This is a genomic window from Streptomyces sp. NPDC094032 (assembly GCF_040303965.1).
Taxonomy (GTDB): domain Bacteria; phylum Actinomycetota; class Actinomycetes; order Streptomycetales; family Streptomycetaceae; genus Streptomyces.
The window spans coordinates 136,002-155,821 of the sequence record NZ_JBEOUE010000016.1 but is presented as its reverse complement, the minus strand read 5'-3'; the positions used below and the strand labels follow the sequence as shown (position 1 = coordinate 155,821).

Sequence of the window (19,820 nt, the reverse complement as noted above, 5' to 3'; positions counted from 1 at the left end):
CCTTACTTGCCGCCCGGCTAGTAACTACACTGGGGAAGGTAGACCCCCAACTTGCCGGTCGTCAAGTAAGTACATGTGGAAGCGAGAGACCATGGCCCAGGCCCGAGGCAACACCCGCCAGCGCATCCAGGACGTGGCTCTCGAACTCTTCGCCGAGCAGGGGTACGAGAAGACCTCGCTGCGCGAGATCGCGGAACGCCTCGACGTCACCAAGGCCGCGCTCTACTACCACTTCAAGACCAAGGAAGACATCCTGATCAGCATCTTCGAGGACCTCACCCGTCCCATGGACGAGCTGATCGCCTGGGGCAAGGAGCAGCCCCGCACCCTGGAGACCAAGCAGGAGATCCTGCGCCGCTACCAGGGAGCGCTGCTCGCCGCCGCCCCCCTCTTCCGCTTCATGCAGGAGAACCAGGCCACCGTGCGCGAGCTGAGCATCGGCCTGACCTTCAAGGAACGCATGATCGCGATGGTCGGCCTCATCCAGGAGCCCGAGTCCTCCATGACCGACAAGGTCCGCGCGGTCAGCGCGATCTTCACGATGCACGCGGGCACGTTCTTCATGGAGAACATCGAGGGCGACCCCGAGGAGAAGCACGAAGCCGTCCTCGAGGTCGCCCTCGATCTGATCGATCAGGCCCAGCGGGGGGCCTGAGCACTCACCTCGGCGTCAGATGGAGACGCCGTGGGACCGCAGGAAGGCGGCCGGGTTCACGGCGGAGCCGTAGTTCGGGGTGGTGCGGATCTCGAAGTGCAGGTGCGGGCCGGAGGAGTTGCCGGTGTTGCCCGAGAGGGCGATCTGCTGACCGGCGGAGACCGTCTGGCCGACGTTCACCTTGATCTGCGACAGGTGGGCGTACTGCGAGTACATGCCGTTGGCGTGCTTCACGACGATCGCGTTGCCGTACGCCGGGCCGTCGCCGCCACCGTTGGGGCCGGCCTTCACGACGGTGCCGGCCGCGGCGGCCTTGACCGGGGTGCCGGTCGGGACGGCGAAGTCCTGGCCGGAGTGCTTGTGGGCCCACATGGCGCCGCCCTGGTTGTAGCTGGCGCTCAGCGTGTAGGCGCTGACCGGCTTGACCCAGGCGGCCGACTTCTGCGCGGCCACGGTCTTGGCCTGCGCCTTGGTGGCGGCGGCCTTCACCTGGGCGGCCTTGACCTGCGAGGCGACCTTGGCCTGCACGGCGGCCTGGTTCGCCAGCGCGGTGGCGGCCGTGCCCTCGGCGGCGAAGGCGGACCCGGCTCCGGCCACCAGCGACGCTCCCAGGCCGGCGGTGGCGAGGGTGGCGACGGCGGCGATACGGATGCTGGGCTTCATGACGCGCTTCGACATACGGGGGAGAACCTCCGGACAGAACGGGACCCGACGCGACAGCGGTCTGCGCCGGGCTTGCTCATCCTTGGTAACCCGGACCCCCATCCAGCCCAAAACACCCCATCTACGACATCGTGTCGTAGCGATCTCCGGGCGAGTTCACCTCTTGACGCCCGAGAAGCACCCTCGCAAATTCGGACATAACGCCCCCGATCGATCGGTTTAACCCCACGTCGCGCATGCCCCGAACCGCCCGAAAGGCCGCGCGATGTCCCCTTCGGGACCTCCGGGACCAAAGTCCCGCCGGTTGAGCCCCGCGCGTACCGAATTCCAGCGAGAAGTCCCCACTATCCCGCTTAGTACCCTCGAAAACCCCTGTGCGCCTTGTCACCGCGCCGCCACCCCGAATGCGACCTGGGTCACGCGACCGAACCCTCCGGAACCCCCTCCACCACCCTCCCGGCGGCACTAACTTCCGATCCATGACCGAGGACATCTCCAAGATCGAACTCGCCGACGCCATCGCCTCCGTACGCGACCAGCTCGTCGACGCCGCCGCCCGCGCCACCGGCCGCCCCCTCGCCTTCGAGGTCGGCGACATACAGATGGAGTTCACGATCGAACTCCGCAAGGAACTCAAGGGCGGCACCAAGGTCAAGGCCTGGGTCGTCGAAGCCGGCGCCGACGCGTCCCGCACCCGCGGCGAGACCCACCGCGTCTCCTTCACCCTGAAGCCGAGGGACGCGGGGACGGGCGGGGCGTGGCTGGTGGGGAACGGGGAGGAGGCGGACCTCTCCGGCTTCGGTGGCGGGGCGGCTGAGAGCCGGTGACGCCGGACCTCGTCTTCGCGGTGCTGGGGCGACAGCAGGGCACCGGGGTCCTCGTGGCGCCGGGCACGCTCCTGACCAGCGCCCATGTCCTGGACGGCGCCCACAGCGCCATGGTCGTGACCCCGCACCAGGGCCCGACCCGCCTACGGGTGGTCTGGTCGGACGACCGCCTCGACGCCGCCCTCCTCCAGGGCACCCTGGAACTCGCCCCGGCCCCGGCGCTCAGCACGGTCGCCACGACCCACCCGATACCCGGCTGCGAGATCCTCGGCTACCCCGCAATCCAGCGGTACGACGGACAGAAGCTGGACCTCGACCAGTACACCGGCACCGTCCTGCCCATGGCCGGACTGCTCCGCCGGACCCTCACGGTCGAACTGGACCACCCGCCCGTCACCACCGACGAAGACGGCCCCTCCCCCCTGGCAGGCCTCTCCGGCGCCCCCGTCTTCGCCGGCGGCCGCCTCCTCGGCATCGTCCGCTCCGTCCCGCGCGGCCGGGGCCACCGGCGCCTGGAGTGCGTCCCGCTCTCCGCCGTCCTCGCCGACGAGGAGGCACGCCAGTGGCTCCCCGCCGTCTCCGTGTCGGCCACCGGCAGCCAGCCCCGCGACCACTGGTACGAGGAGGAGTACGCCGAAGCCCTCGGCGCCGCCTACCGCCGCACCAAGATCTTCGGCCTCGACGAACTCGGCAAGCGCGCCTCCGAGTGGGACCTCGACACCGCCTACCTCTCCCTGGAGGCCACCTCCCGCGACCGCGAGGCCGTCCCCGTCCCCCGCCGCATCGACGACCTCCTCGCCGCCCGCCCCCGCGTGCTGCTGCGCGGCGACGCGGGCGCCGGGAAGACCACGCTCATGTGGTGGCTGGCCGCCCACGCCGCCGCCGGGACACTGGGCCCGGAGCTCGCCGAGCTCAACGGCCTCGTCCCCTTCGTCGTACCGCTGCGGACCCTGCGGGCACGGGGGAACGGCTTCCCCTCCCCCGCCGAGCTGCCCGGGGTCGCCGGGCTGATGATCGACGCGGCTCCGGAGGGCTGGGTGGGGCGGGTGCTGGCCGCGGGGCGGGGGCTGCTCCTGGTGGACGGCCTGGACGAGGTCCCCCAGGCCGACCGGGAGGACACCCACGCGTGGCTCAGCGGACTGCTGGCCCGCTACCCCGACACGCGGTGCGTGGCGACCGTACGGCCACACGCCGTGGCGACGGACTGGCTGGGCACTGCGGACTTCGAGGAGCTGACCCTCCTTCCTCTTCGGGGAAACGACATCCAGGCATTCGTCGCCGCGTGGCACCAGGCCGCGCGTCTCGACGCTGCCCCTGGGGAGAACCTGGCCAGCCTCGAACACGACCTGGCCCAGCAGTTCTGGCAGAACCCGAACCTGGCCGAACTGGCCCGTACCCCGCTCCTCTGCGCGGTGATCTGCGCCCTCCACCGGCTACGAGAGGGCTTCCTCCCCGAGACCCGCTGGGAGCTCTACGACTCCGCCCTGACGATGCTTCTCGGCGTCCGCGACGAACGGCGCCGCATCGACGCCCCCGACGGTGTCCACATGACGGTGGAGGAGCACACCCAGCTCCTCCAGCGCCTGGCGGCGTGGCTGGTGCGCGGCGGCCAGACCGAGTTCACCCGCGACCAGGCCCTCGACCGTCTGGAGCGCACGCTTCCGGGCATGCCCCGGGTACAGGCCCAGGGGACGGCGGAGGAGATCCTCAGCCACCTGATCAATCGCAGCGGCCTCCTCCAGGAGCGCACGGACGGCGTGTTCCACTTCGCCCATCGCACCTTCCAGGATTTCCTGGCCGCCAAGGAACTCGTCGAAGACGACGGCCTCCCGGAGGCCCTGCGCAACACGCACGAGCAGCATTGGCACGACGTCCTGCTGCTGGCCGCCGGGCACTGCAAGCGCCGTGAACTGCCGATCCTGGTGTCCGGCCTCTTGGAGGCGGGCTCCGCGACGCGCAAGCGGGACCTGAAGACCACCCTCTACGTCCTGGCGGCGCTGGCCGCCCAGCACGCGGCCTGGCTGGACGAGCCGCTGCGGCGGCGGGTGGAGAAGGCCGTGAAGTCGGTGATGCTGCCTCGCAGCACGGAGCAGACGACACAGTTGGCCCGGCTGGGCGGATACGTGCTGCCGCTGCTGCCCGGGCCGAAGGATGTGGCGAAGGACGCCGTCGACAGCGTCGTCCGGTTGGTATCCATGATCGGCGGGACAACGGCGCTCCCGTACGCTCGCGCCTTCGCCGAGGCCGGTCAGACTTTCCAGTTCGCCAGCGTCTGGTCCCACTTCCCCGCCAAGGCCTTCGCGAGCGAGGTCCTTGCCCGGCTGCCGCCCGGCAACGCGATCACTGTCTGGACCTACGAACAACTCCTGTTGCTCCGGGATCTGCCCCAGATCGACGGCGTATTCCTCGCGGGCGAATTCGCCATGGCCGACATCGTTCGGACGCTCGAAAGGCGTCCCCTCACCTACCTGGCCATGGGCCTGAACAGCCACGTGGCGGACCTGGCGCTGCTGCGCTCGATCAACCACTCGCAGCTCAGGAAGATCTACCTCATGGGCGGACCGCTGCCACGCCTCGACGTGCTCGCGGACATCAGCGCGCTCCGCGAACTCGATCTCGTGAGCACGGAGAGCTCCCCGGACCCACTGGACCTCACGCCCCTCCATGGCCTGCCCGAACTGAGCGTCCGCGTCACCGGCGTCCCCCGCAAGTACGTCCTCGGCGCCGCCGCTCTGGGCGACCGCCTCGATCTCATCTGACAAAGGGGCGGCCCCGGAACCACCAGGTCCCGGGGCCGCCCCTACAGCGCTAGCGACGACGCCTACGCGTCACGCCTCCTTGGACAGGTTCGGGCCCGCCCCGCCCGCCGCCTCGATCGGAGGCACGTCCGGCAGGGCCGACTTCTCCTCGCCGCGGAAGGTGAAGGTGCGCTCGTCGCCCTCGCCCTCCGTGTCCACGACCACGATGTGGCCGGGGCGCAGCTCGCCGAAGAGGATCTTCTCCGAGAGGGTGTCCTCGATCTCGCGCTGGATCGTCCGGCGCAGCGGCCGGGCGCCCATCACGGGGTCGTAGCCCTTCTTGGAGAGCAGCTCCTTCGCGGACTGGGAGAGCTCGATGCCCATGTCCCGGTCCTTCAGGCGCTCGTCCACGCGGCCGATCATCAGGTCGACGATCTGGAGGATGTCCTCCGGGGTCAGCTGCGGGAAGACGATGATGTCGTCCACACGGTTGAGGAACTCCGGGCGGAAGTGCTGCTTCAGCTCGTCGCTGACCTTCGCCTTCATCCGCTCGTAGTTGGACTTCGTGTCGCCCTGGGCGGCGAAGCCCAGGTTGAAGCCCTTCGAGATGTCCCTGGTCCCGAGGTTGGTCGTCATGATGATGACCGTGTTCTTGAAGTCCACGACCCGGCCCTGGGAGTCGGTCAGGCGACCGTCCTCCAGGATCTGGAGAAGGGAATTGAAGATATCGGGGTGGGCCTTCTCGACCTCGTCGAAGAGGACGACGGAGAACGGCTTGCGGCGCACCTTCTCGGTGAGCTGGCCGCCCTCTTCGTAGCCGACGTATCCGGGCGGCGAACCGAAGAGACGGGAAACCGTGTGCTTCTCGCTGAACTCCGACATGTCGAGGGAGATCATCGCGTCCTCGTCGCCGAAGAGGAATTCGGCGAGCGCCTTGGACAGCTCGGTCTTACCGACACCGGACGGGCCGGCGAAGATGAACGAGCCACCGGGGCGCTTCGGGTCCTTCAGACCCGCACGGGTGCGGCGGATGGCCCGCGAGAGGCCGATGACGGCGTCCTTCTGGCCGATGACGCGCTTGTGGAGCTCGTCCTCCATGCGGAGCAGACGCGAGGACTCCTCCTCGGTCAGCTTGAAGACCGGGATGCCGGTGGCGGTCGCGAGGACCTCGGCGATCAGCTCGCCGTCGACCTCGGCGACGACGTCCATGTCGCCGGCCTTCCACTCCTTCTCCCGCTTGGTCTTCGCGGCGAGGAGCTGCTTCTCCTTGTCGCGCAGGGAGGCGGCCTTCTCGAAGTCCTGCGAGTCGATCGCGGACTCCTTGTCCCGGCGGACGGAGGCGATCTTCTCGTCGAACTCGCGGAGGTCCGGCGGCGCGGTCATCCGGCGGATGCGCATCCGGGAGCCGGCCTCGTCGATCAGGTCGATCGCCTTGTCCGGGAGGAAGCGGTCCGAGATGTAGCGGTCGGCCAGCGTCGCGGCCTGGACCAGCGCCTCGTCCGTGATGGAGACGCGGTGGTGGGCCTCGTACCGGTCGCGCAGACCCTTGAGGATCTCGATGGTGTGCGGGAGGGAGGGCTCCGCCACCTGGATGGGCTGGAAACGGCGCTCCAGCGCGGCGTCCTTCTCCAGGTACTTGCGGTACTCGTCGAGCGTGGTGGCTCCGATGGTCTGGAGCTCACCGCGGGCCAGCATCGGCTTGAGGATGCTGGCGGCGTCGATCGCGCCCTCGGCGGCGCCCGCACCCACGAGGGTGTGGAGCTCGTCGATGAACAGGATGATGTCGCCGCGGGTGCGGATCTCCTTGAGGACCTTCTTCAGGCGCTCCTCGAAGTCACCGCGGTAGCGGGAGCCGGCGACCAGCGCGCCGAGGTCCAGGGTGTAGAGGTGCTTGTCCTTGAGGGTCTCGGGCACCTCGCCCTTGACGATGGCCTGGGCCAGGCCCTCGACGACGGCGGTCTTGCCGACGCCGGGCTCGCCGATGAGGACCGGGTTGTTCTTGGTGCGGCGGGACAGCACCTGCATGACCCGCTCGATCTCCTTCTCGCGCCCGATGACCGGGTCGAGCTTGGATTCGCGGGCCGCCTGGGTGAGGTTGCGGCCGAACTGGTCGAGGACCAGGGACGTCGAGGGCGTGCCCTCGGCAGGACCGCCGGCGGTGGCGGCTTCCTTGCCCTGGTAGCCGGAGAGCAGCTGGATGACCTGCTGCCGCACCCGGTTGAGATCGGCGCCCAGCTTCACGAGGACCTGGGCGGCGACGCCCTCGCCCTCGCGGATCAGGCCGAGCAGGATGTGCTCGGTGCCGATGTAGTTGTGGCCGAGCTGGAGGGCCTCCCGGAGCGACAGCTCCAGGACCTTCTTGGCACGAGGGGTGAAGGGGATGTGGCCGGACGGGGCCTGCTGGCCCTGGCCGATGATCTCCTCCACCTGCTGGCGGACCGCCTCGAGCGAAATCCCGAGGCTCTCCAGGGCCTTAGCGGCGACACCCTCACCCTCGTGGATAAGGCCCAGGAGGATGTGCTCGGTGCCGATGTAGTTGTGGTTGAGCATCCGGGCTTCTTCCTGAGCCAGGACGACAACCCGCCGCGCGCGGTCGGTGAACCTCTCGAACATCGTTAATCGCTCCTCAGAGCGGTCAGTCAGTTAGGGGTCGATCCCCTCCCTGTCCTTCCGCAGCTTAGTCCCGCAAGCGGGGACCGCTCATTCCAACTGCCGACATCCGTCCGGATCCCCCCCTTAGTTCTTGGGGAGACCTGCTGCCGAACAGCCGACAAATGCTCCAACTCGATGGTGCGAGACGATGTTCCCGCAGGCCAAGCAGTTACCCACACCTCCAGTACGCCGATGGCGAACGTGAGACGCGGATGCCCGCGAGTCACCCCTCCTCACATGGAATGTCTTACCCGTAAGGACTGACACTCCATGCGGCGCACCCCGGTTCCCTCCGCTACGGGCGAACACCCTTGCACTCTCGAATGCACCCGTACGCCCCCATCATGGACACTCCGCGCACCGGATCAAGGACCGCCGGTCACCGGTGCGGTCGTGGCACGTAACCAAGGAGCCCCCGGAGACGTTCCCCCGGTATGGCCTTCACCGTCCCGCTCCCCCGCTCACCGCTCGACGGCGGTACGGCGCGGTGGTACGAGCACGAGCTCGGCTGGGCGGCCGTGGCCGGGCCTCCGGTGCAGCTGGTCACGGGGCTGCGTTTCGACGTGCTCGAACTGCCCGCCGCGGCCGGTCGGGGGGTGCTGCGCCGGATGGGCGCCGACACCGGACCGGTGGCCCTCATGGGGCGGCGGATGCGGCTGCTCGTGGCCGCGGGGAGCGCGGAGGAGCTGCCGGGGCTGCTCGACTGGCTGGAGTGGGGCGGGATCTCGCTGGATCTCGCGGCCCTGGGCGCCGACGGCCGGATGGCCGCGCCCGTTCCCCCGGGATGGAGCCGGTGCGGCACACCGGGTGCCCCGGTGTGGCTGAGGGCCCCGGAGCCGGGACGCGAGGTGGAGTCCTCGCTGCCGGCCCTGCGGCCCTCGGTGCGGGAGCGTGCCGCGGCCGACGGGACCGCCCCCTGTCTGGTGCGGCTCGTGGCCGCCGCTGCCGCCGAGTGCCACCGGACGCGGCTGCTGGGTGCCGCCCGGAACCACCCGCGGGGGGCGGGCCCGGCGACCCGGCAGCCGACGCCTCAGCGGTTCGCGTCCTCGTAGGCCGCCTTGATCTCGGCGGGCACGCGACCGCGGTCGTTCACGTTGTAACCGTTCTCCTTGGCCCACGCGCGGATCTTCGCGGTGTCCGGGCTGCCGCCGGAGGCGACGACACGGCCCTTGCCCCGGGCGCCGGCGCTGCGGCCACCGGTGCGGCGACCGCTCTTCGTGTACGGCTCAAGGAGGTCGCGGAGCTTGTCCGCGTTGGCGGTGGTGAGGTCGATCTCGTAGGACTTGCCGTCCAGCGCGAACGTCACGGTCTCGTCCGCCTCGCCGCCGTCGAGGTCATCGACAAGAAGGACCTGAACCTTCTGTGCCACCGGATTTCCTTTCATCGAAAATGCAGTACGCGGAAAGGAAACCGCTTTTCCCGGAAAAACACAAACCCCTGGGAGAGGTTCAGAACCCCGGGAACGCGGGAAACGTGCGCGATTCGGACATAGACACCGGCTTAGGGGCCGGCTCACAGGTGCAGAAGCATCCGGCTGTTGCCCAAGGTGTTCGGCTTCACTCGTTCGAGACCGAGGAACTCGGCGACGCCCTCGTCATAGGAACGCAGGAGCTCGCTGTAGACATCTCCGTCGACCGGAGTCTCGCCGATCTCGACGAAGCCGTGCTTCGCGAAGAAGTCCACTTCGAAGGTGAGGCAGAAAACCCTGCGGACACCGAGCCATCGGGCGGTGTGGAGCAACTTGTCCAGCACCTGATGTCCCACTCCGGCGCCCTTGAAGTCGGGATCGACCGCGAGAGTACGGACTTCGGCGAGGTCTTCCCACATCACATGCAGCGCACCGCAGCCGACGACGGTGGCGTCGTCGTCGCGTTCGGCGACCCAGAACTCCTGGATGGACTCGTAAAGCGTCACGGTCGCTTTGTCGAGCAGGATGCCGCGGCGCACGAAGGGATCGACGAGACGGCGCACGGCGGCGACATCGGAGGTGCGGGCCCGGCGTACGGTGACGGCATTGGCGGAAGGCATGGGGGGACGTTATCGCCCCTGGTCCCCCGGTTCCGCGCCGCCCTGCTCGGGGGCCGGGTTCGGCTCGGGGCTGCTCTTCTGGACCATACGCACGGCGTCGTCCAGGGTCTCGCGCTGTTCCGGCGACATCATGCCGAAGAAGGCGACCAGGGCGGCGGCGGGGTTGTCGCTCTGCGCCCAGGCCTCGTTCATCAGTGCGGCCGAGTAGGCGGCTCGGGTCGAGACCGCCGTATATCGATAGGCGCGGCCTTCGACTTCCCTGCGGACCCAGCCCTTCTGATGGAGATTGTCCAATACGGTCATGACGGTGGTGTAGGCGATGGACCGTTCCTGCTGGAGATCCTCCAGGACTTCCCGGACGGTCACCGGGCGGTTCCATTGCCAGACGCGGGTCATGACGGCGTCTTCCAGCTCTCCCAATTGGCGGGGCACAGCGCCACCCTAGTGCGCAGAGACCGAATAATGCCCCATTGGCGCACATTCACGAAGAAAACGTCCCGCAAGAACGCAAAAAGGACGTACGGCCTGACGGCGGTCGTACGTCCTCGGGGCGGCGGACCCGTTACGGGGCGGTGCTGCCCTGCTGCCGGGTGGACTCGGCGCGGGCCAGGGCGGCGTCCACGATCGCGTCCTCCTTGGTCTTGTTCGGTCCGCCCTGGCTCTTCACGATCGTGACGACCAGACCGATGAAGAAGACGGCCATCACGACGGGGGGCAGGAGCGCGGATACGTAGTCCATGGCGTCCAGACTAGCTAGCCCGCGACGCGTTCCTCGGGCGGGGGCGGGGGTACCGGCCTCCGGCGTGGCGGGAAGACCTCGGAGGGCTTGGGCACCGGGCGCTCGCCGGGCTCCGGCGGCCTGGGCGCGGGCTTCCCCGGCGCCCCGGGGCCGGCGCCGCCCTCGTCGGCGGCGCGACCGCCGGGCAGGGCGAGCAGCCGGGCGCGCGGGCCCCCGGTGACGGCGGCGCGGACCGGGGCCTGGGCCTGGGCCACGCGGGCCAGCCGGGCGCGGACGGATCGTTCCGCCAGCACCTGGCAGCGGGCGAGCAGCGCTCCCGCGGTGGGGTTGTGCCGCAGCGCGCGCAGGGCCGCGAGGTCGTCGGCGCCGGGGTCGTAGCCGGCCGCCAGGGCGTCCTGGAGGAGCTCCAGGTAGCCCGTGAGGGAGCCGGGCAGGGCCTGGCGGTAGCGGACCAGGTCGGCGAGGAGGAAGGCGCGCAGACGGCCCGCCTCGGCCACCGACTCGTCCACGGATTCGGCCAGGCGCAGGCAGTCCTGGACGTCGTCGTCCTGAAGGGGGGCGGGGTTGAGCGCGGTGGCGAGGGCGCGGCGGAGGACACGCAGCTCGTCCGCGCTGAACGCCATGCCGCCGCGGGGTCCGTAGGGCGTGGGCATGGACCGACGATACGCGCTAATCGGACAAATCTCTCGCTTTTCGATCTTCCCGGCGGGTCTCGGTCCCGCCGGGAGGGATCACAGCCGCGAGACGTTGCGCTCGTACACCAGTCGCAGCCCGATCAGGGTCAGCCACGGCTCGTGGGCGGCGATCTCCTTGGAGTCGGCCAGCACCATCGGCGCCAGGCCGCCGGTGGCGATCACCGTGACCGACGAGGGGTCGCCGTTCGGTCCGGCCAGCTCGCGCTTCATCCGCCCGACCACGCCGTCGACCTGGCCCGCGTAACCGAAGACGATGCCCGACTGCATGGCCTCGACCGTGTTCTTGCCGATCACGCTGCGCGGCCTGGCCAGCTCGATCTTGCGGAGCATGGCGCCCTTGACGCCCAGCGCCTCCACCGAGATCTCTATGCCCGGGGCGATGGCGCCGCCCGCGTACTCGCCGCGCGCGGTGACCGCGTCGTACGTCGTGGCCGTGCCGAAGTCGACGACGATCGCCGGACCGCCGTACAGCTCGACGGCCGCGACCGCGTTGATGACCCGGTCGGCGCCGACCTCCTTCGGGTTGTCCGTGAGGACAGGGACGCCCGTCTTGACACCCGGCTCCACCAGGACCGCGGGGACGTCCCCGTAGTAGCGGCGCGTCACCTCGCGCAGCTCGTGCAGCACCGAGGGGACGGTCGCGCAGATCGCGATCCCCCCGATGCCGTCGCTCAGCTCGACGCCGAGCAGCGGATGCATCCCCATCAGGCCCTGGAGCAGCACCGCCCACTCGTCGGCGGTGCGGCGCGGGTCGGTGGAGATGCGCCAGTGCTCCACGATCTCGTCGCCGTCGAAGAGGCCGAGGACCGTCTGGGTGTTGCCGACGTCGATCGTGAGCAGCATCAGACGGCCGCCTCGCGCAGGTCGAGCCCGATGTCGAGGATCGGGGACGAGTGGGTGAGACCGCCCACCGCCAGGTAGTCCACGCCGGTGGCCGCGTACGCCGCCGCGTTCTCCAGCGTCAGCCGGCCCGAGGACTCCAGGACGGCCCGCCCGGCGACCAGCGCCACGGCCTCCTCGGTCTCGCCCGGGGTGAAGTTGTCCAGCAGGATCAGGTCGGCGCCCGCGTCCAGGACCTCGCGGACCTGGTGCATCGTGTCGACCTCGACCTCGATCGGGACCTCCGGGAAGAGCTCCCGCACGGCCTTGAAGGCCTGCGCGACGCCACCGGCCGCCACCACGTGGTTGTCCTTCACCAGGGCCGCGTCCGACAGCGACATGCGGTGGTTGACGCCGCCGCCGCAGCGCACCGCGTACTTCTCCAGGGCGCGCAGGCCCGGGGTCGTCTTGCGGGTGTCGCGGACCTTGGCCCGGGTGCCCTCCAGGGCGTCCGCCCAGGCGCGGGTGGCGGTGGCGATGCCGGACAGGCGGCACAGGATGTTCAGCGCGCCGCGCTCGCCGGTGAGCAGGTCACGGGTGCGGGCGGTGACGCTCAGCAGCTTGTCGCCGGCCTCGACCCGCTCGCCGTCCTCGACGTGCCGCTCGACCTCGAACTCGTCGGTGCAGACGATGGACAGGACCGCCTCGGCGACCCGCAGACCCGCCACCACACCGGCCTCGCGGGCGGTGAAGTCGGCGGTCGCGACGGCGTCCTCGGGCACGGTCGCCACGGTCGTCACGTCCACGCCGCCGTCGAGGTCCTCGGCGATGGCCAGGTGCGCGATGTCCTCGACCTGGACCGGGTCGAGCCCCGCGTCGGCGAGCAGCTGGGCGAGCGCCGGGTCGAGCCCGCACTCGAACTCCTCCGCGCCGCCGCCGCAGCCGCAGCCGTCGCCGCAGCCGCCGCTCTCGGCGGGCGCGCTGATCTGGATGAGGGGGACGTCCACGGGCTGCGGACGTGCTTCTTCGGGCGTGCTCACGACTGCGGCTCCCTGGGTGCGTCGGGGGTTACGGGCGGAAAGTCTGCGGCGGCGGTGCGGCGCACCACCAGGCGGCGGTCGGACGTCAGCCGGACGACCAGATGGCGACGCCACTCGGCGTCGTCCCGGTCGGGCCGGTCCTCGCGCCAGTGGCAGCCGCGGGTCTCCTCGCGCTCCCGCGCGGCGGCCACCAGGACCCGGGCGACGCACAGCAGGTTGGTGGTCTCCCAGGAGTCGACGCCGGGCTCGGCCGCCTTGCGGTCGCCCTCGGCGTCGAGCCGCAGCGCTTCGAGGGCGTCGGCGGCGTCGGACAGGCTGTCGGCGGAGCGCAGCACGCCCGCGCCCTCGGTCATGGTCCGCTGGATGTCCCGGCGGAGCTCCGGGCCGAGCAGGGTCAGCACCGTGGAGCCGCCCGCGACGACCGGCAGGCCCTCGCGGTGCGGGCCGTGCGCCGTGATGTCGTCGGCGATCCGCTCGGCGAAGACCAGGCCCTCCAGGAGCGAGTTCGAGGCGAGCCGGTTGGCGCCGTGCACCCCCGTGCAGGCGACCTCGCCGCACGCGTACAGGCCCGGCACCGTCGTGCGGCCGTGCAGGTCGGTGCGGACGCCGCCGGAGGCGTAGTGGGCCGCAGGGGCGACCGGGATCGGCTCGGTGACCGGGTCGATGCCGTGCGAGCGGCAGGCGGCCAGGATCGTCGGGAAGCGCCGCTCCCACATCTCGGCGCCGAAGTGGCGGGCGTCGAGGTACATGTGCTCGGTGCCCTGCTCCAGCATCCGGCGCGTGATCGCCTTGGCGACGATGTCCCGGGGCGCCAGCTCGGCCAGCTCGTGCTGCCCCAGCATGAAGCGCACCCCGTCGGCGTCGACGAGATGGGCGCCCTCCCCGCGTACCGCCTCGGAGACCAGCGGCTGCTGGCCCTCCGAGCCGACGCCCAGGAACAGCACCGTCGGGTGGAACTGCACGAACTCCAGGTCCGAGATCTCCGCCCCCGCGCGCAGCGCGAGCGCGACGCCGTCGCCGGTGGAGACCGCCGGGTTCGTGGTGGCGGAGAAGACCTGGCCCATGCCGCCGGTGGCGAGCACCACGGCGGGGGCGTGGACGGCGCCGACGCCGTCGTGCTGGCCCTCGCCCATCACGTGCAGGGTCACGCCCGCCGTGCGGCCCTCGGCGTCCTTCAGGAGGTCCAGGACGAGCGCGTGCTCGATGGTGCGCACGCCCCGGTCGCGTATCGCCTCGACCAGGGCGCGGGAGATCTCGGCGCCGGTCGCGTCGCCGCCGGCGTGCGCGATGCGGCGGCGGTGGTGGCCGCCCTCGCGGGTCAGCGCGATCTCGCCCTCGTCCGTACGGTCGAAGTCGGCGCCCGTGGCGATCAGCCGGCGCACCGCGTCCGGGCCCTCGGTGACCAGGGCCCGCACGGCCTGCTCGTCGCAGAGTCCGGCGCCCGCCACCAGGGTGTCGTCCAGGTGCTGCTCGGGGGTGTCGCCCTCGCCGAGCGCGGCGGCGATGCCGCCCTGGGCCCAGCGGGTCGAGCCGTCGTCCAGCAGGGCCTTGGTGACGACGACGGTGCGCAGCCCGGCGGCGGTGCAGCGCAGGGCCGTCGTGAGGCCCGCGACGCCCGAGCCGACCACGACGACGTCGGCGTCGATGGACCAGCCGGGGGCGGGCGCGTGCAGCCGTATTCCGGTCACTTCACCGCTCCGAAGGTCAGGGGGATGTTGTCGATGAGCCGCGTGCTCCCCACCCGCGCGGCGACGGCGAGGACCGCCTCCCCGTCGTGCCCGTCCGCGACCTCGGTGAAGTCGGCCGGGTCGACCAGGGCGAGATAGTCCAGGGTGAGCGGCGGCTCGGCGCGCGCCGCGTCGTCCAGCACGGCGCGGGCCGCGGACCGCACGGCGTCGGCGCCCACGCCCTCGACCGCCTGGGCGACCGCGTGGGCGTCGGCGGCGGCCCGGGCCTCGCCGAGCCGGGACAGCGCCTGCGCGCGGGCGTCGCCCCGCCCCTGCGCACCCGGCAGCGCCTCCGCCCGGGCCCGCAGCGCCTCCTGGGCGGCCAGCCGGTCACGGGCGGCGAACAGCGCGCGGGACAGCGCAAGAGCCGTACGGCGCTCCTCGGCCGACAGGTAGCGGTTGCGGCTGGACAGGGCGAGGCCGTCGGCCTCGCGGACGGTCGGCACGCCGACGATCTCCACCGGGAAGTTCAGGTCGCGGACCATGCGCCGGATCAGGGCCAGCTGCTGGGCGTCCTTCTGGCCGAAGAAGGCCAGGTCGGGCCCTGTGAGGTGGAGCAGCTTGGCGACGACGGTCAGCATGCCGTCGAAGTGGCCGGGCCGGGAGGCGCCTTCGAGGCGCTCGCCCATCGGGCCCGCGGTGATCCGGACCTGCGGCTCCCCGCCCGGGTAGACCTCGTCGACCGCCGGGGCGAACACGGCGTCGGCGCCGGCCGCCTCGGCGAGGGCCAGGTCGGCGTCGAGGGTCCGCGGATAGCGCTCCAGGTCCTCGCCCGCGCCGAACTGGAGCGGGTTGACGAAGACGGTGACGACGACGGTGCCGTCGGCCCCGACCCGCTCGCGGGCGGCCCGTACCAGCGTCGCGTGGCCGTCGTGGAGGGCGCCCATGGTCATGACGACGGCCCGCTGCCCGTCGCTCTTCAGCGCCCGCAGCTCCCCGCCCGTACGCACCAGGTTGAAGGTCATCGGAGGTCGTCCCCCTCGGCGAGCACGCCCAGCAGATCCTCGGCGAGCTCGGGCTTGAGCAGGCCGTGCGCGAGCGCCCGGTCGGCGGTCGCGCGGGCCATCGCCAGATAGCCGGCGACGGTGCCGGGCGCGTGCTTGTGCAGCTCGGCGACGTGCGCCGCGACCGTCCCGGCGTCGCCGCGCGCGACGGGCCCGGTCAGGGCGGCGTCGCCGGAGCGCAGCGCGTTGTCCAGGGCGGCGCCGAGCAGCGGCCCGAGCATCCGGTCGGGGGCGGCGACACCGGCCGAGCGGAGCAGCTCCATGGCCTGGGCGACCAGGGTGACCAGGTGGTTCGCCCCGAGGGCGAGGGCCGCGTGGTACAGCGGCCGGTTCTCCTCGGCGATCCACTCGGGCTCGCCGCCCATCTCGATGACCAGCGCCTCGGCGGCGAGCCGCAGCTCGTCGGGGGCGGTGACGCCGAACGAGCAGCCGGCCAGCCGCTGGACGTCCACGGAGGTGCCGGTGAAGGTCATGGCGGGGTGCAGCGCGAGCGGCAGCGCGCCCGCGCGGCGCGCCGGGTCGAGCACCCGGACGCCGTACCGCCCCGAGGTGTGCACGATCAGCTGGCCCGGCCGGACCGCCCCGGTGTCGGCGAGCCCCTCGACGAGCCCGGGCAGGGCGTCGTCCGGGACGGTGAGCAGCACCAGATCGGCGAGGGCGAGGACCCGCGCGGGCTCCACGACGGGCACGTCGGGCAGCAGGATCGAGGCCCGGCGCCGGGACGCTTCGGAGACCGCCGACACGGCGACGGGGCGGTGTCCGGCGAGCTGGAGCGCCGAGGCGAGGACGGGTCCCACCCGCCCCGCTCCCACGACTCCGACGGTGAGCCGGGCGGGCCGGTCCTCGGCCCGTTCCGCCTGGTGCCGGGGGTCTGCTGGTGGTGCGTTCACGATCGGGTCGGCCTTCCGTTCCAGTCCGCGGTGGGTACCGGACGATTTCTGGTCATGCTACGCCAGCGTTTCGCGCGAACCCGTGGCTGTCCACAGGGTGTGGGCGGCGGTGTGATGATCTGCTTCATGGAGACGGAGAACGAGACGGATCAGGATGTGACGGCCGCCCTGCGGCGGGCCCTGCGCGAGGCCCCGCGCAAGCTGTGGGACGCCTCCCCGGACGGCACGGTCGCCGCGCGCCTGCGCGAGCTGGCCGACTGGGCGGCGGCCGGCCCGTACGCGGACACCCCGCTGGACATCTACGGCGACGGCGTCGTCACCGAGGTCGAGGAGCGGGTCGCCCGCGAGCTGGGCTTCCCCGCCGCGGCCTTCTTCCCCACCGGGACGATGGCCCAGCAGGTGGCCCTGCGCTGCTGGGCCGGCAGGACCGGCAACCCGGTCGTGGCCCTCCACCCGCTCGCCCACCCCGAGATGCACGAGGACCAGGCCTTCACCACGGTCGCCGCGCTGCGCACGACGCACCCCACGACCGCCCCCCGGCTGCCCACGGCGGACGAGGTACGGGACCACCCGGAGCCCTTCGGGACCCTGATGCTGGAGCTCCCGCTGCGGGACGCGGGCTTCGTCCTGCCGACCTGGGACGAGCTGACCGAGGTGGTCGAGGCGGCCCGCGAGCGGGACGCCGTGGTCCACTTCGACGGCGCCCGCCTCTGGGAGACGACGGTCCGATTCGGCCGCGCGCTCCCCGAGATCGCGGCCCTCGCCGACAGCGTCTACGTGTCGTTCTACAAGTCGCTCGGCGGCATGTCGGGCGCCGCCCTCGCAGGCCCCGAGGACCTGATCGCCGAGGCGCGCCTGTGGCGCCACCGCTACGGCGGCGACCTCTTCCAGCAGTACCCGGCCGCCCTGTCGGCCCTGCGCGGCCTGGAGACGGAGCTGCCCCGGCTGCCCGCGTACGTGGCGCACGCCCGCGTGGTCGCGGACGCGCTGCGGGAGGCCTTCGAGGAGGCGGGCACGCCCTGGTTCCGGGTCCACCCGGAGCAGCCGCACACCCACCAGTTCCAGATCTGGCTCCCGTACGCCCCCGAAGCCCTCACGGCGGCCTCCCTGGCCCTGGCGGAGGAGGGCACGGCCCTGTTCCGCCGCTGGTTCCCGGCCCCGGCGGGCGGCCCGCCCGGCGTGTCGACGACCGAGGTGACGGTCAGCGCGCCGGGCCTGGAGTGGACGGCGGAGGACGTGAAGAAGGCGGCCCGGGACTTCCTGGGGAAGCTGGACGGATAGAAAGCGGCGCTCTCTGCGGCGGTGGCCGCTACCCCCGCCGCAGCAGCCGTCGCAGGACGTCCCGCAGCACCGCCAGGTCGTGGGTCCCCGGCTGGGGCGGCGCGGGCTCGCGGTGCCGGGCGGCCCGATAGCTGTCGAAGAGGTACTGGTGAAGGGCGTTCATGGGCACACCGTGCGCCCGGCCCGCCCGCCGCCGCCCGCCGATTGACGCCCCTGGTCAAATGGCACGACAGCACCCCCGCCCGCCCCCGCACCATAGGGGGGTGAGCGTGACGATCGACATCACCGGACTGCCGCACGAGCGGATCCTCTTCTGCCCCTCGCCCCTGGCCGAGCTGGGCAACGCCCTGCACGCCCTGGCCGAGCCGGCCCACCACGCCCGGCTGCACGCCTGGACGACGACGACCTCGGCGGGACTGAAGCCCGAGCTGGCGGACCGGCTCCACGAGGCCGACTTCATGTGGCGCTCCACCCGCTCCGACTTCCTGCTGCCCGCGCAGCCCCGGGAGACCCTGGCGGAGGAGCTGGACGACCTCGACCGGCTGGACGACGAGAAGTTCGTGGGCGCCGCCCTGGAGATCTCGTGCAGCAGCCGCTACTCCGAGGGCATCCCGTCCCCGCTGGTCGACGAGCGCAGCCGCCGCCGCGCCCTCGACCTGGCCGCCGCGCGGGGCCCGCGCCAGGCCGCGTTCGTGGACCGGATGCTGGCCGACCCCACCGGCACCCGGGCCTGGATACGCCGCCTCCTGGAGGACTGCGACGACGCGTTCTTCGCCGACACCTGGCGCCGCGTCCGCGTCCAGCTCGCCGCCGACGCCCGCCACAAGACGGAGCTGCTGCGCCGCAAGGGCCTCGCGGAGGCGCTGACGGCGGCCTCACCGGCGCTCGGCCTGGAGGAGGGCCCGCACGGCGGCAGCAGGATCGTCGTGGACAAGCTGGTGCACGGCTGGACGGACGCCCAGGGCGCCGGGGTGACCCTCGTCCCGACGGCCTTCGGCTGGCCGCACCTGTTCGCGACCAGCGCGCCCGGCTGGCAGCCGGTCATCCAGTACCCGGCCGCGACCCGGGAGGTCGGCGGCGCCGAGCCGACCGAGACGGTCAAGGCGCGCGTGGAGGCCATCGCCCACCCGATGCGGATGCGGCTGTGCCGGAGCCTGGCGCGCGGCCCGTACTCGACGAGCGAGCTGGCCGACGCGTACGGCATCAGCGCGCCGGAGGTCTCCCGCCATCTCTCCGTCCTGAAGAAGGCGGGCCTCCTGACGACCCAGCGCCGGGGCCGCTACGTGCTCCACCAGCTGGACTTCCCGGTGGTGGCCCGGCTGGGGAGCGACTTCCTGGAGTCGGTCCTGCGCTAGCGCGGGAGGGCGCTCAGAGGGCGCCGCCGCCCGCCCGGACCAGGCCGGTCTCGTACGCGAGGACGACGACCTGCACCCGGTCGCGCAGGTCCAGCTTGGTGAGGATCCGCCCCACGTGGGTCTTCACGGTCGCCTCGGACAGCACCAGCCGCGCCGCGATCTCGCCGTTGGAGAGACCCTGGGCGACCAGCAGCATGACCTCGCGCTCGCGGTCGGTGAGCCGGTCGATCCCGCTGTCGGCGGCCCGGCTCTCGCGCCCGGTGGACGGCAGCATCGGCGAGAAGCGGTCGAGCAGACGCCGGGTGGTGGAGGGGGCGACGACCGCGTCGCCGCTGTGCACGGAGCGGATGGCGGCGAGCAGCTCGGCCGGCGGCACGTCCTTCAGCATGAAGCCGCTGGCGCCCGCCTTGAGCCCGGAGAAGGCGTACTCGTCCAGGTCGAAGGTGGTGAGGATCAGCACCTTCGGGGCGCCCGCCTGGGAGCAGATCCGCCGGGTCGTCTCGACCCCGTCCAGCTTGGGCATGCGCACGTCCATCAGCACGACGTCGACGTCCGTCCCCCGCAGCACCTCCAGCGCCTCCACGCCGTCGCCCGCCTCGGCCACGACCTCCATGTCCGGCTGGGCGGCGAGCACCATACGGAAGCCGGTGCGCAGCAGCACCTGGTCGTCGACGAGCATCACGCGAATGGACATGCTGTTCCTTCGG

General features: G+C 71.9%; 20 protein-coding genes. 6 read left to right on the top strand and 14 right to left on the bottom strand.

Going from position 1 to position 19,820, the window contains the following annotated elements; all coding sequences use genetic code 11:
• Nucleotides 1-91: 91 nt before the first annotated feature.
• Nucleotides 92-655, top strand: a complete 564-nt coding sequence (locus ABTZ54_RS22865) for a TetR/AcrR family transcriptional regulator (protein WP_351666117.1) — start codon at nt 92-94, stop codon at nt 653-655.
• Nucleotides 656-670: 15 nt separating this feature from the next.
• Here ABTZ54_RS22865 and ABTZ54_RS22860 read toward each other — a convergent pair whose 3' ends face one another.
• A complete protein-coding gene (locus ABTZ54_RS22860) occupies nt 671-1,333 on the bottom strand; it encodes a M23 family metallopeptidase (RefSeq protein WP_351666115.1) in 663 nt (220 codons plus the stop codon).
• Nucleotides 1,334-1,797: 464 nt separating this feature from the next.
• Here ABTZ54_RS22860 and ABTZ54_RS22855 point away from each other — a divergent pair, with 464 nt between their 5' ends.
• Nucleotides 1,798-2,145, top strand: a complete 348-nt coding sequence (locus ABTZ54_RS22855) for a trypco2 family protein (protein ID WP_351666113.1) — start codon at nt 1,798-1,800, stop codon at nt 2,143-2,145.
• Nucleotides 2,142-4,904 (top strand): NACHT domain-containing protein, encoded by a 2,763-nt coding sequence (locus tag ABTZ54_RS22850; RefSeq protein WP_351666111.1) that lies wholly within the window; start codon nt 2,142-2,144, stop codon nt 4,902-4,904. The genes ABTZ54_RS22855 and ABTZ54_RS22850 overlap by 4 nt, the downstream gene beginning before the upstream one ends.
• 69 nt (nt 4,905-4,973) lie before the next feature.
• Here ABTZ54_RS22850 and ABTZ54_RS22845 read toward each other — a convergent pair whose 3' ends face one another.
• Nucleotides 4,974-7,496 (bottom strand): ATP-dependent Clp protease ATP-binding subunit, encoded by a 2,523-nt coding sequence (locus tag ABTZ54_RS22845; RefSeq protein ID WP_351666109.1) that lies wholly within the window; start codon nt 7,494-7,496, stop codon nt 4,974-4,976.
• Between the two features lie 473 nt (nt 7,497-7,969).
• Here ABTZ54_RS22845 and ABTZ54_RS22840 point away from each other — a divergent pair, with 473 nt between their 5' ends.
• Nucleotides 7,970-8,587: an SCO3374 family protein gene (locus ABTZ54_RS22840; protein ID WP_351666107.1), complete on the top strand. Its 618-nt coding sequence runs from the start codon at nt 7,970-7,972 to the stop codon at nt 8,585-8,587.
• On the opposite strand, the gene ABTZ54_RS22835 is transcribed toward ABTZ54_RS22840, so the two are convergent.
• The 10 genes from ABTZ54_RS22835 to ABTZ54_RS22790 all read right to left on the bottom strand — a co-directional run bounded on the left by ABTZ54_RS22835 (nt 8,566) and on the right by ABTZ54_RS22790 (nt 16,477).
• The gene (locus tag ABTZ54_RS22835; protein ID WP_046911923.1) at nt 8,566-8,904 is read right to left on the bottom strand and encodes a histone-like nucleoid-structuring protein Lsr2; all 339 of its coding nucleotides are present in this window, start codon (nt 8,902-8,904) and stop codon (nt 8,566-8,568) included. The genes ABTZ54_RS22840 and ABTZ54_RS22835 overlap by 22 nt on opposite strands.
• Before the next feature lie 143 nt (nt 8,905-9,047).
• Nucleotides 9,048-9,563 carry an amino-acid N-acetyltransferase gene (locus ABTZ54_RS22830; protein ID WP_132917747.1) on the bottom strand — a complete coding sequence of 172 codons (516 nt, stop codon included), beginning with the start codon at nt 9,561-9,563 and terminating at the stop codon, nt 9,048-9,050.
• 9 nt (nt 9,564-9,572) lie between these two features.
• Nucleotides 9,573-9,995 carry a BlaI/MecI/CopY family transcriptional regulator gene (locus tag ABTZ54_RS22825; protein WP_351666105.1) on the bottom strand — a complete coding sequence of 141 codons (423 nt, stop codon included), beginning with the start codon at nt 9,993-9,995 and terminating at the stop codon, nt 9,573-9,575.
• A gap of 130 nt (nt 9,996-10,125) precedes the next feature.
• On the bottom strand, nt 10,126-10,302 hold the full coding sequence (locus ABTZ54_RS22820; RefSeq protein ID WP_351666103.1) for a hypothetical protein: 177 nt from the start codon (nt 10,300-10,302) through the stop codon (nt 10,126-10,128).
• Between the two features lie 14 nt (nt 10,303-10,316).
• Nucleotides 10,317-10,925 (bottom strand): hypothetical protein, encoded by a 609-nt coding sequence (locus ABTZ54_RS22815; protein WP_351666173.1) that lies wholly within the window; start codon nt 10,923-10,925, stop codon nt 10,317-10,319.
• Nucleotides 10,926-11,033: 108 nt separating this feature from the next.
• Nucleotides 11,034-11,840 carry a type III pantothenate kinase gene (locus ABTZ54_RS22810; protein WP_351666101.1) on the bottom strand — a complete coding sequence of 269 codons (807 nt, stop codon included), beginning with the start codon at nt 11,838-11,840 and terminating at the stop codon, nt 11,034-11,036.
• Complete coding sequence (nadC, locus tag ABTZ54_RS22805) at nt 11,840-12,856, bottom strand: carboxylating nicotinate-nucleotide diphosphorylase (protein ID WP_351666099.1); 1,017 nt, start codon at nt 12,854-12,856, stop codon at nt 11,840-11,842. The genes ABTZ54_RS22810 and nadC overlap by 1 nt, the downstream gene beginning before the upstream one ends.
• Entirely contained in the window at nt 12,853-14,544 is a 1,692-nt protein-coding gene (locus ABTZ54_RS22800; protein WP_351666097.1) for an L-aspartate oxidase, read from the bottom strand. Before ABTZ54_RS22800 ends, nadC begins: the two co-directional genes overlap by 4 nt.
• On the bottom strand, nt 14,541-15,548 hold the full coding sequence (gene panC / locus ABTZ54_RS22795) for a pantoate--beta-alanine ligase (protein WP_351666095.1): 1,008 nt from the start codon (nt 15,546-15,548) through the stop codon (nt 14,541-14,543). The genes ABTZ54_RS22800 and panC overlap by 4 nt, the downstream gene beginning before the upstream one ends.
• Nucleotides 15,545-16,477: a Rossmann-like and DUF2520 domain-containing protein gene (locus ABTZ54_RS22790; RefSeq protein ID WP_351666093.1), complete on the bottom strand. Its 933-nt coding sequence runs from the start codon at nt 16,475-16,477 to the stop codon at nt 15,545-15,547. The genes panC and ABTZ54_RS22790 overlap by 4 nt, the downstream gene beginning before the upstream one ends.
• Before the next feature lie 126 nt (nt 16,478-16,603).
• Between ABTZ54_RS22790 and ABTZ54_RS22785 the strand changes: the two genes are divergently transcribed.
• Entirely contained in the window at nt 16,604-17,758 is a 1,155-nt protein-coding gene (locus tag ABTZ54_RS22785; protein WP_351666091.1) for a threonine aldolase family protein, read from the top strand.
• 28 nt (nt 17,759-17,786) lie between these two features.
• Here ABTZ54_RS22785 and ABTZ54_RS22780 read toward each other — a convergent pair whose 3' ends face one another.
• On the bottom strand, nt 17,787-17,921 hold the full coding sequence (locus ABTZ54_RS22780; protein WP_351666089.1) for a hypothetical protein: 135 nt from the start codon (nt 17,919-17,921) through the stop codon (nt 17,787-17,789).
• Nucleotides 17,922-18,021: 100 nt separating this feature from the next.
• Between ABTZ54_RS22780 and ABTZ54_RS22775 the strand changes: the two genes are divergently transcribed.
• Entirely contained in the window at nt 18,022-19,113 is a 1,092-nt protein-coding gene (locus ABTZ54_RS22775; protein WP_351666087.1) for a DUF5937 family protein, read from the top strand.
• 13 nt (nt 19,114-19,126) lie between these two features.
• Here the strand turns inward: ABTZ54_RS22775 and ABTZ54_RS22770 are convergent, their stop codons facing one another.
• Complete coding sequence (locus ABTZ54_RS22770) at nt 19,127-19,807, bottom strand: response regulator (RefSeq protein ID WP_351666084.1); 681 nt, start codon at nt 19,805-19,807, stop codon at nt 19,127-19,129.
• Between the last annotated feature and the right edge of the window lie 13 nt (nt 19,808-19,820).

Excerpts from the sequence above, each read along its gene's own strand:
- ABTZ54_RS22865 (WP_351666117.1), top strand. The coding sequence starts at position 92 with ATGGCCCAGGCCCGAGGCAACACCCGCCAGCGCATCCAGGACGTGGCT.
- ABTZ54_RS22860 (WP_351666115.1), bottom strand. The coding sequence starts at position 1,333 with ATGTCGAAGCGCGTCATGAAGCCCAGCATCCGTATCGCCGCCGTCGCC.
- ABTZ54_RS22855 (WP_351666113.1), top strand. The coding sequence starts at position 1,798 with ATGACCGAGGACATCTCCAAGATCGAACTCGCCGACGCCATCGCCTCC.
- ABTZ54_RS22845 (WP_351666109.1), bottom strand. The coding sequence starts at position 7,496 with ATGTTCGAGAGGTTCACCGACCGCGCGCGGCGGGTTGTCGTCCTGGCT.
- ABTZ54_RS22840 (WP_351666107.1), top strand. The coding sequence starts at position 7,970 with ATGGCCTTCACCGTCCCGCTCCCCCGCTCACCGCTCGACGGCGGTACG.
- ABTZ54_RS22830 (WP_132917747.1), bottom strand. The coding sequence starts at position 9,563 with ATGCCTTCCGCCAATGCCGTCACCGTACGCCGGGCCCGCACCTCCGAT.
- ABTZ54_RS22820 (WP_351666103.1), bottom strand. The coding sequence starts at position 10,302 with ATGGACTACGTATCCGCGCTCCTGCCCCCCGTCGTGATGGCCGTCTTC.
- ABTZ54_RS22815 (WP_351666173.1), bottom strand. The coding sequence starts at position 10,925 with ATGGCGTTCAGCGCGGACGAGCTGCGTGTCCTCCGCCGCGCCCTCGCC.
- ABTZ54_RS22810 (WP_351666101.1), bottom strand. The coding sequence starts at position 11,840 with ATGCTGCTCACGATCGACGTCGGCAACACCCAGACGGTCCTCGGCCTC.
- panC (WP_351666095.1), bottom strand. The coding sequence starts at position 15,548 with ATGACCTTCAACCTGGTGCGTACGGGCGGGGAGCTGCGGGCGCTGAAG.
- ABTZ54_RS22785 (WP_351666091.1), top strand. The coding sequence starts at position 16,604 with ATGGAGACGGAGAACGAGACGGATCAGGATGTGACGGCCGCCCTGCGG.
- ABTZ54_RS22780 (WP_351666089.1), bottom strand. The coding sequence starts at position 17,921 with ATGAACGCCCTTCACCAGTACCTCTTCGACAGCTATCGGGCCGCCCGG.
- ABTZ54_RS22770 (WP_351666084.1), bottom strand. The coding sequence starts at position 19,807 with ATGTCCATTCGCGTGATGCTCGTCGACGACCAGGTGCTGCTGCGCACC.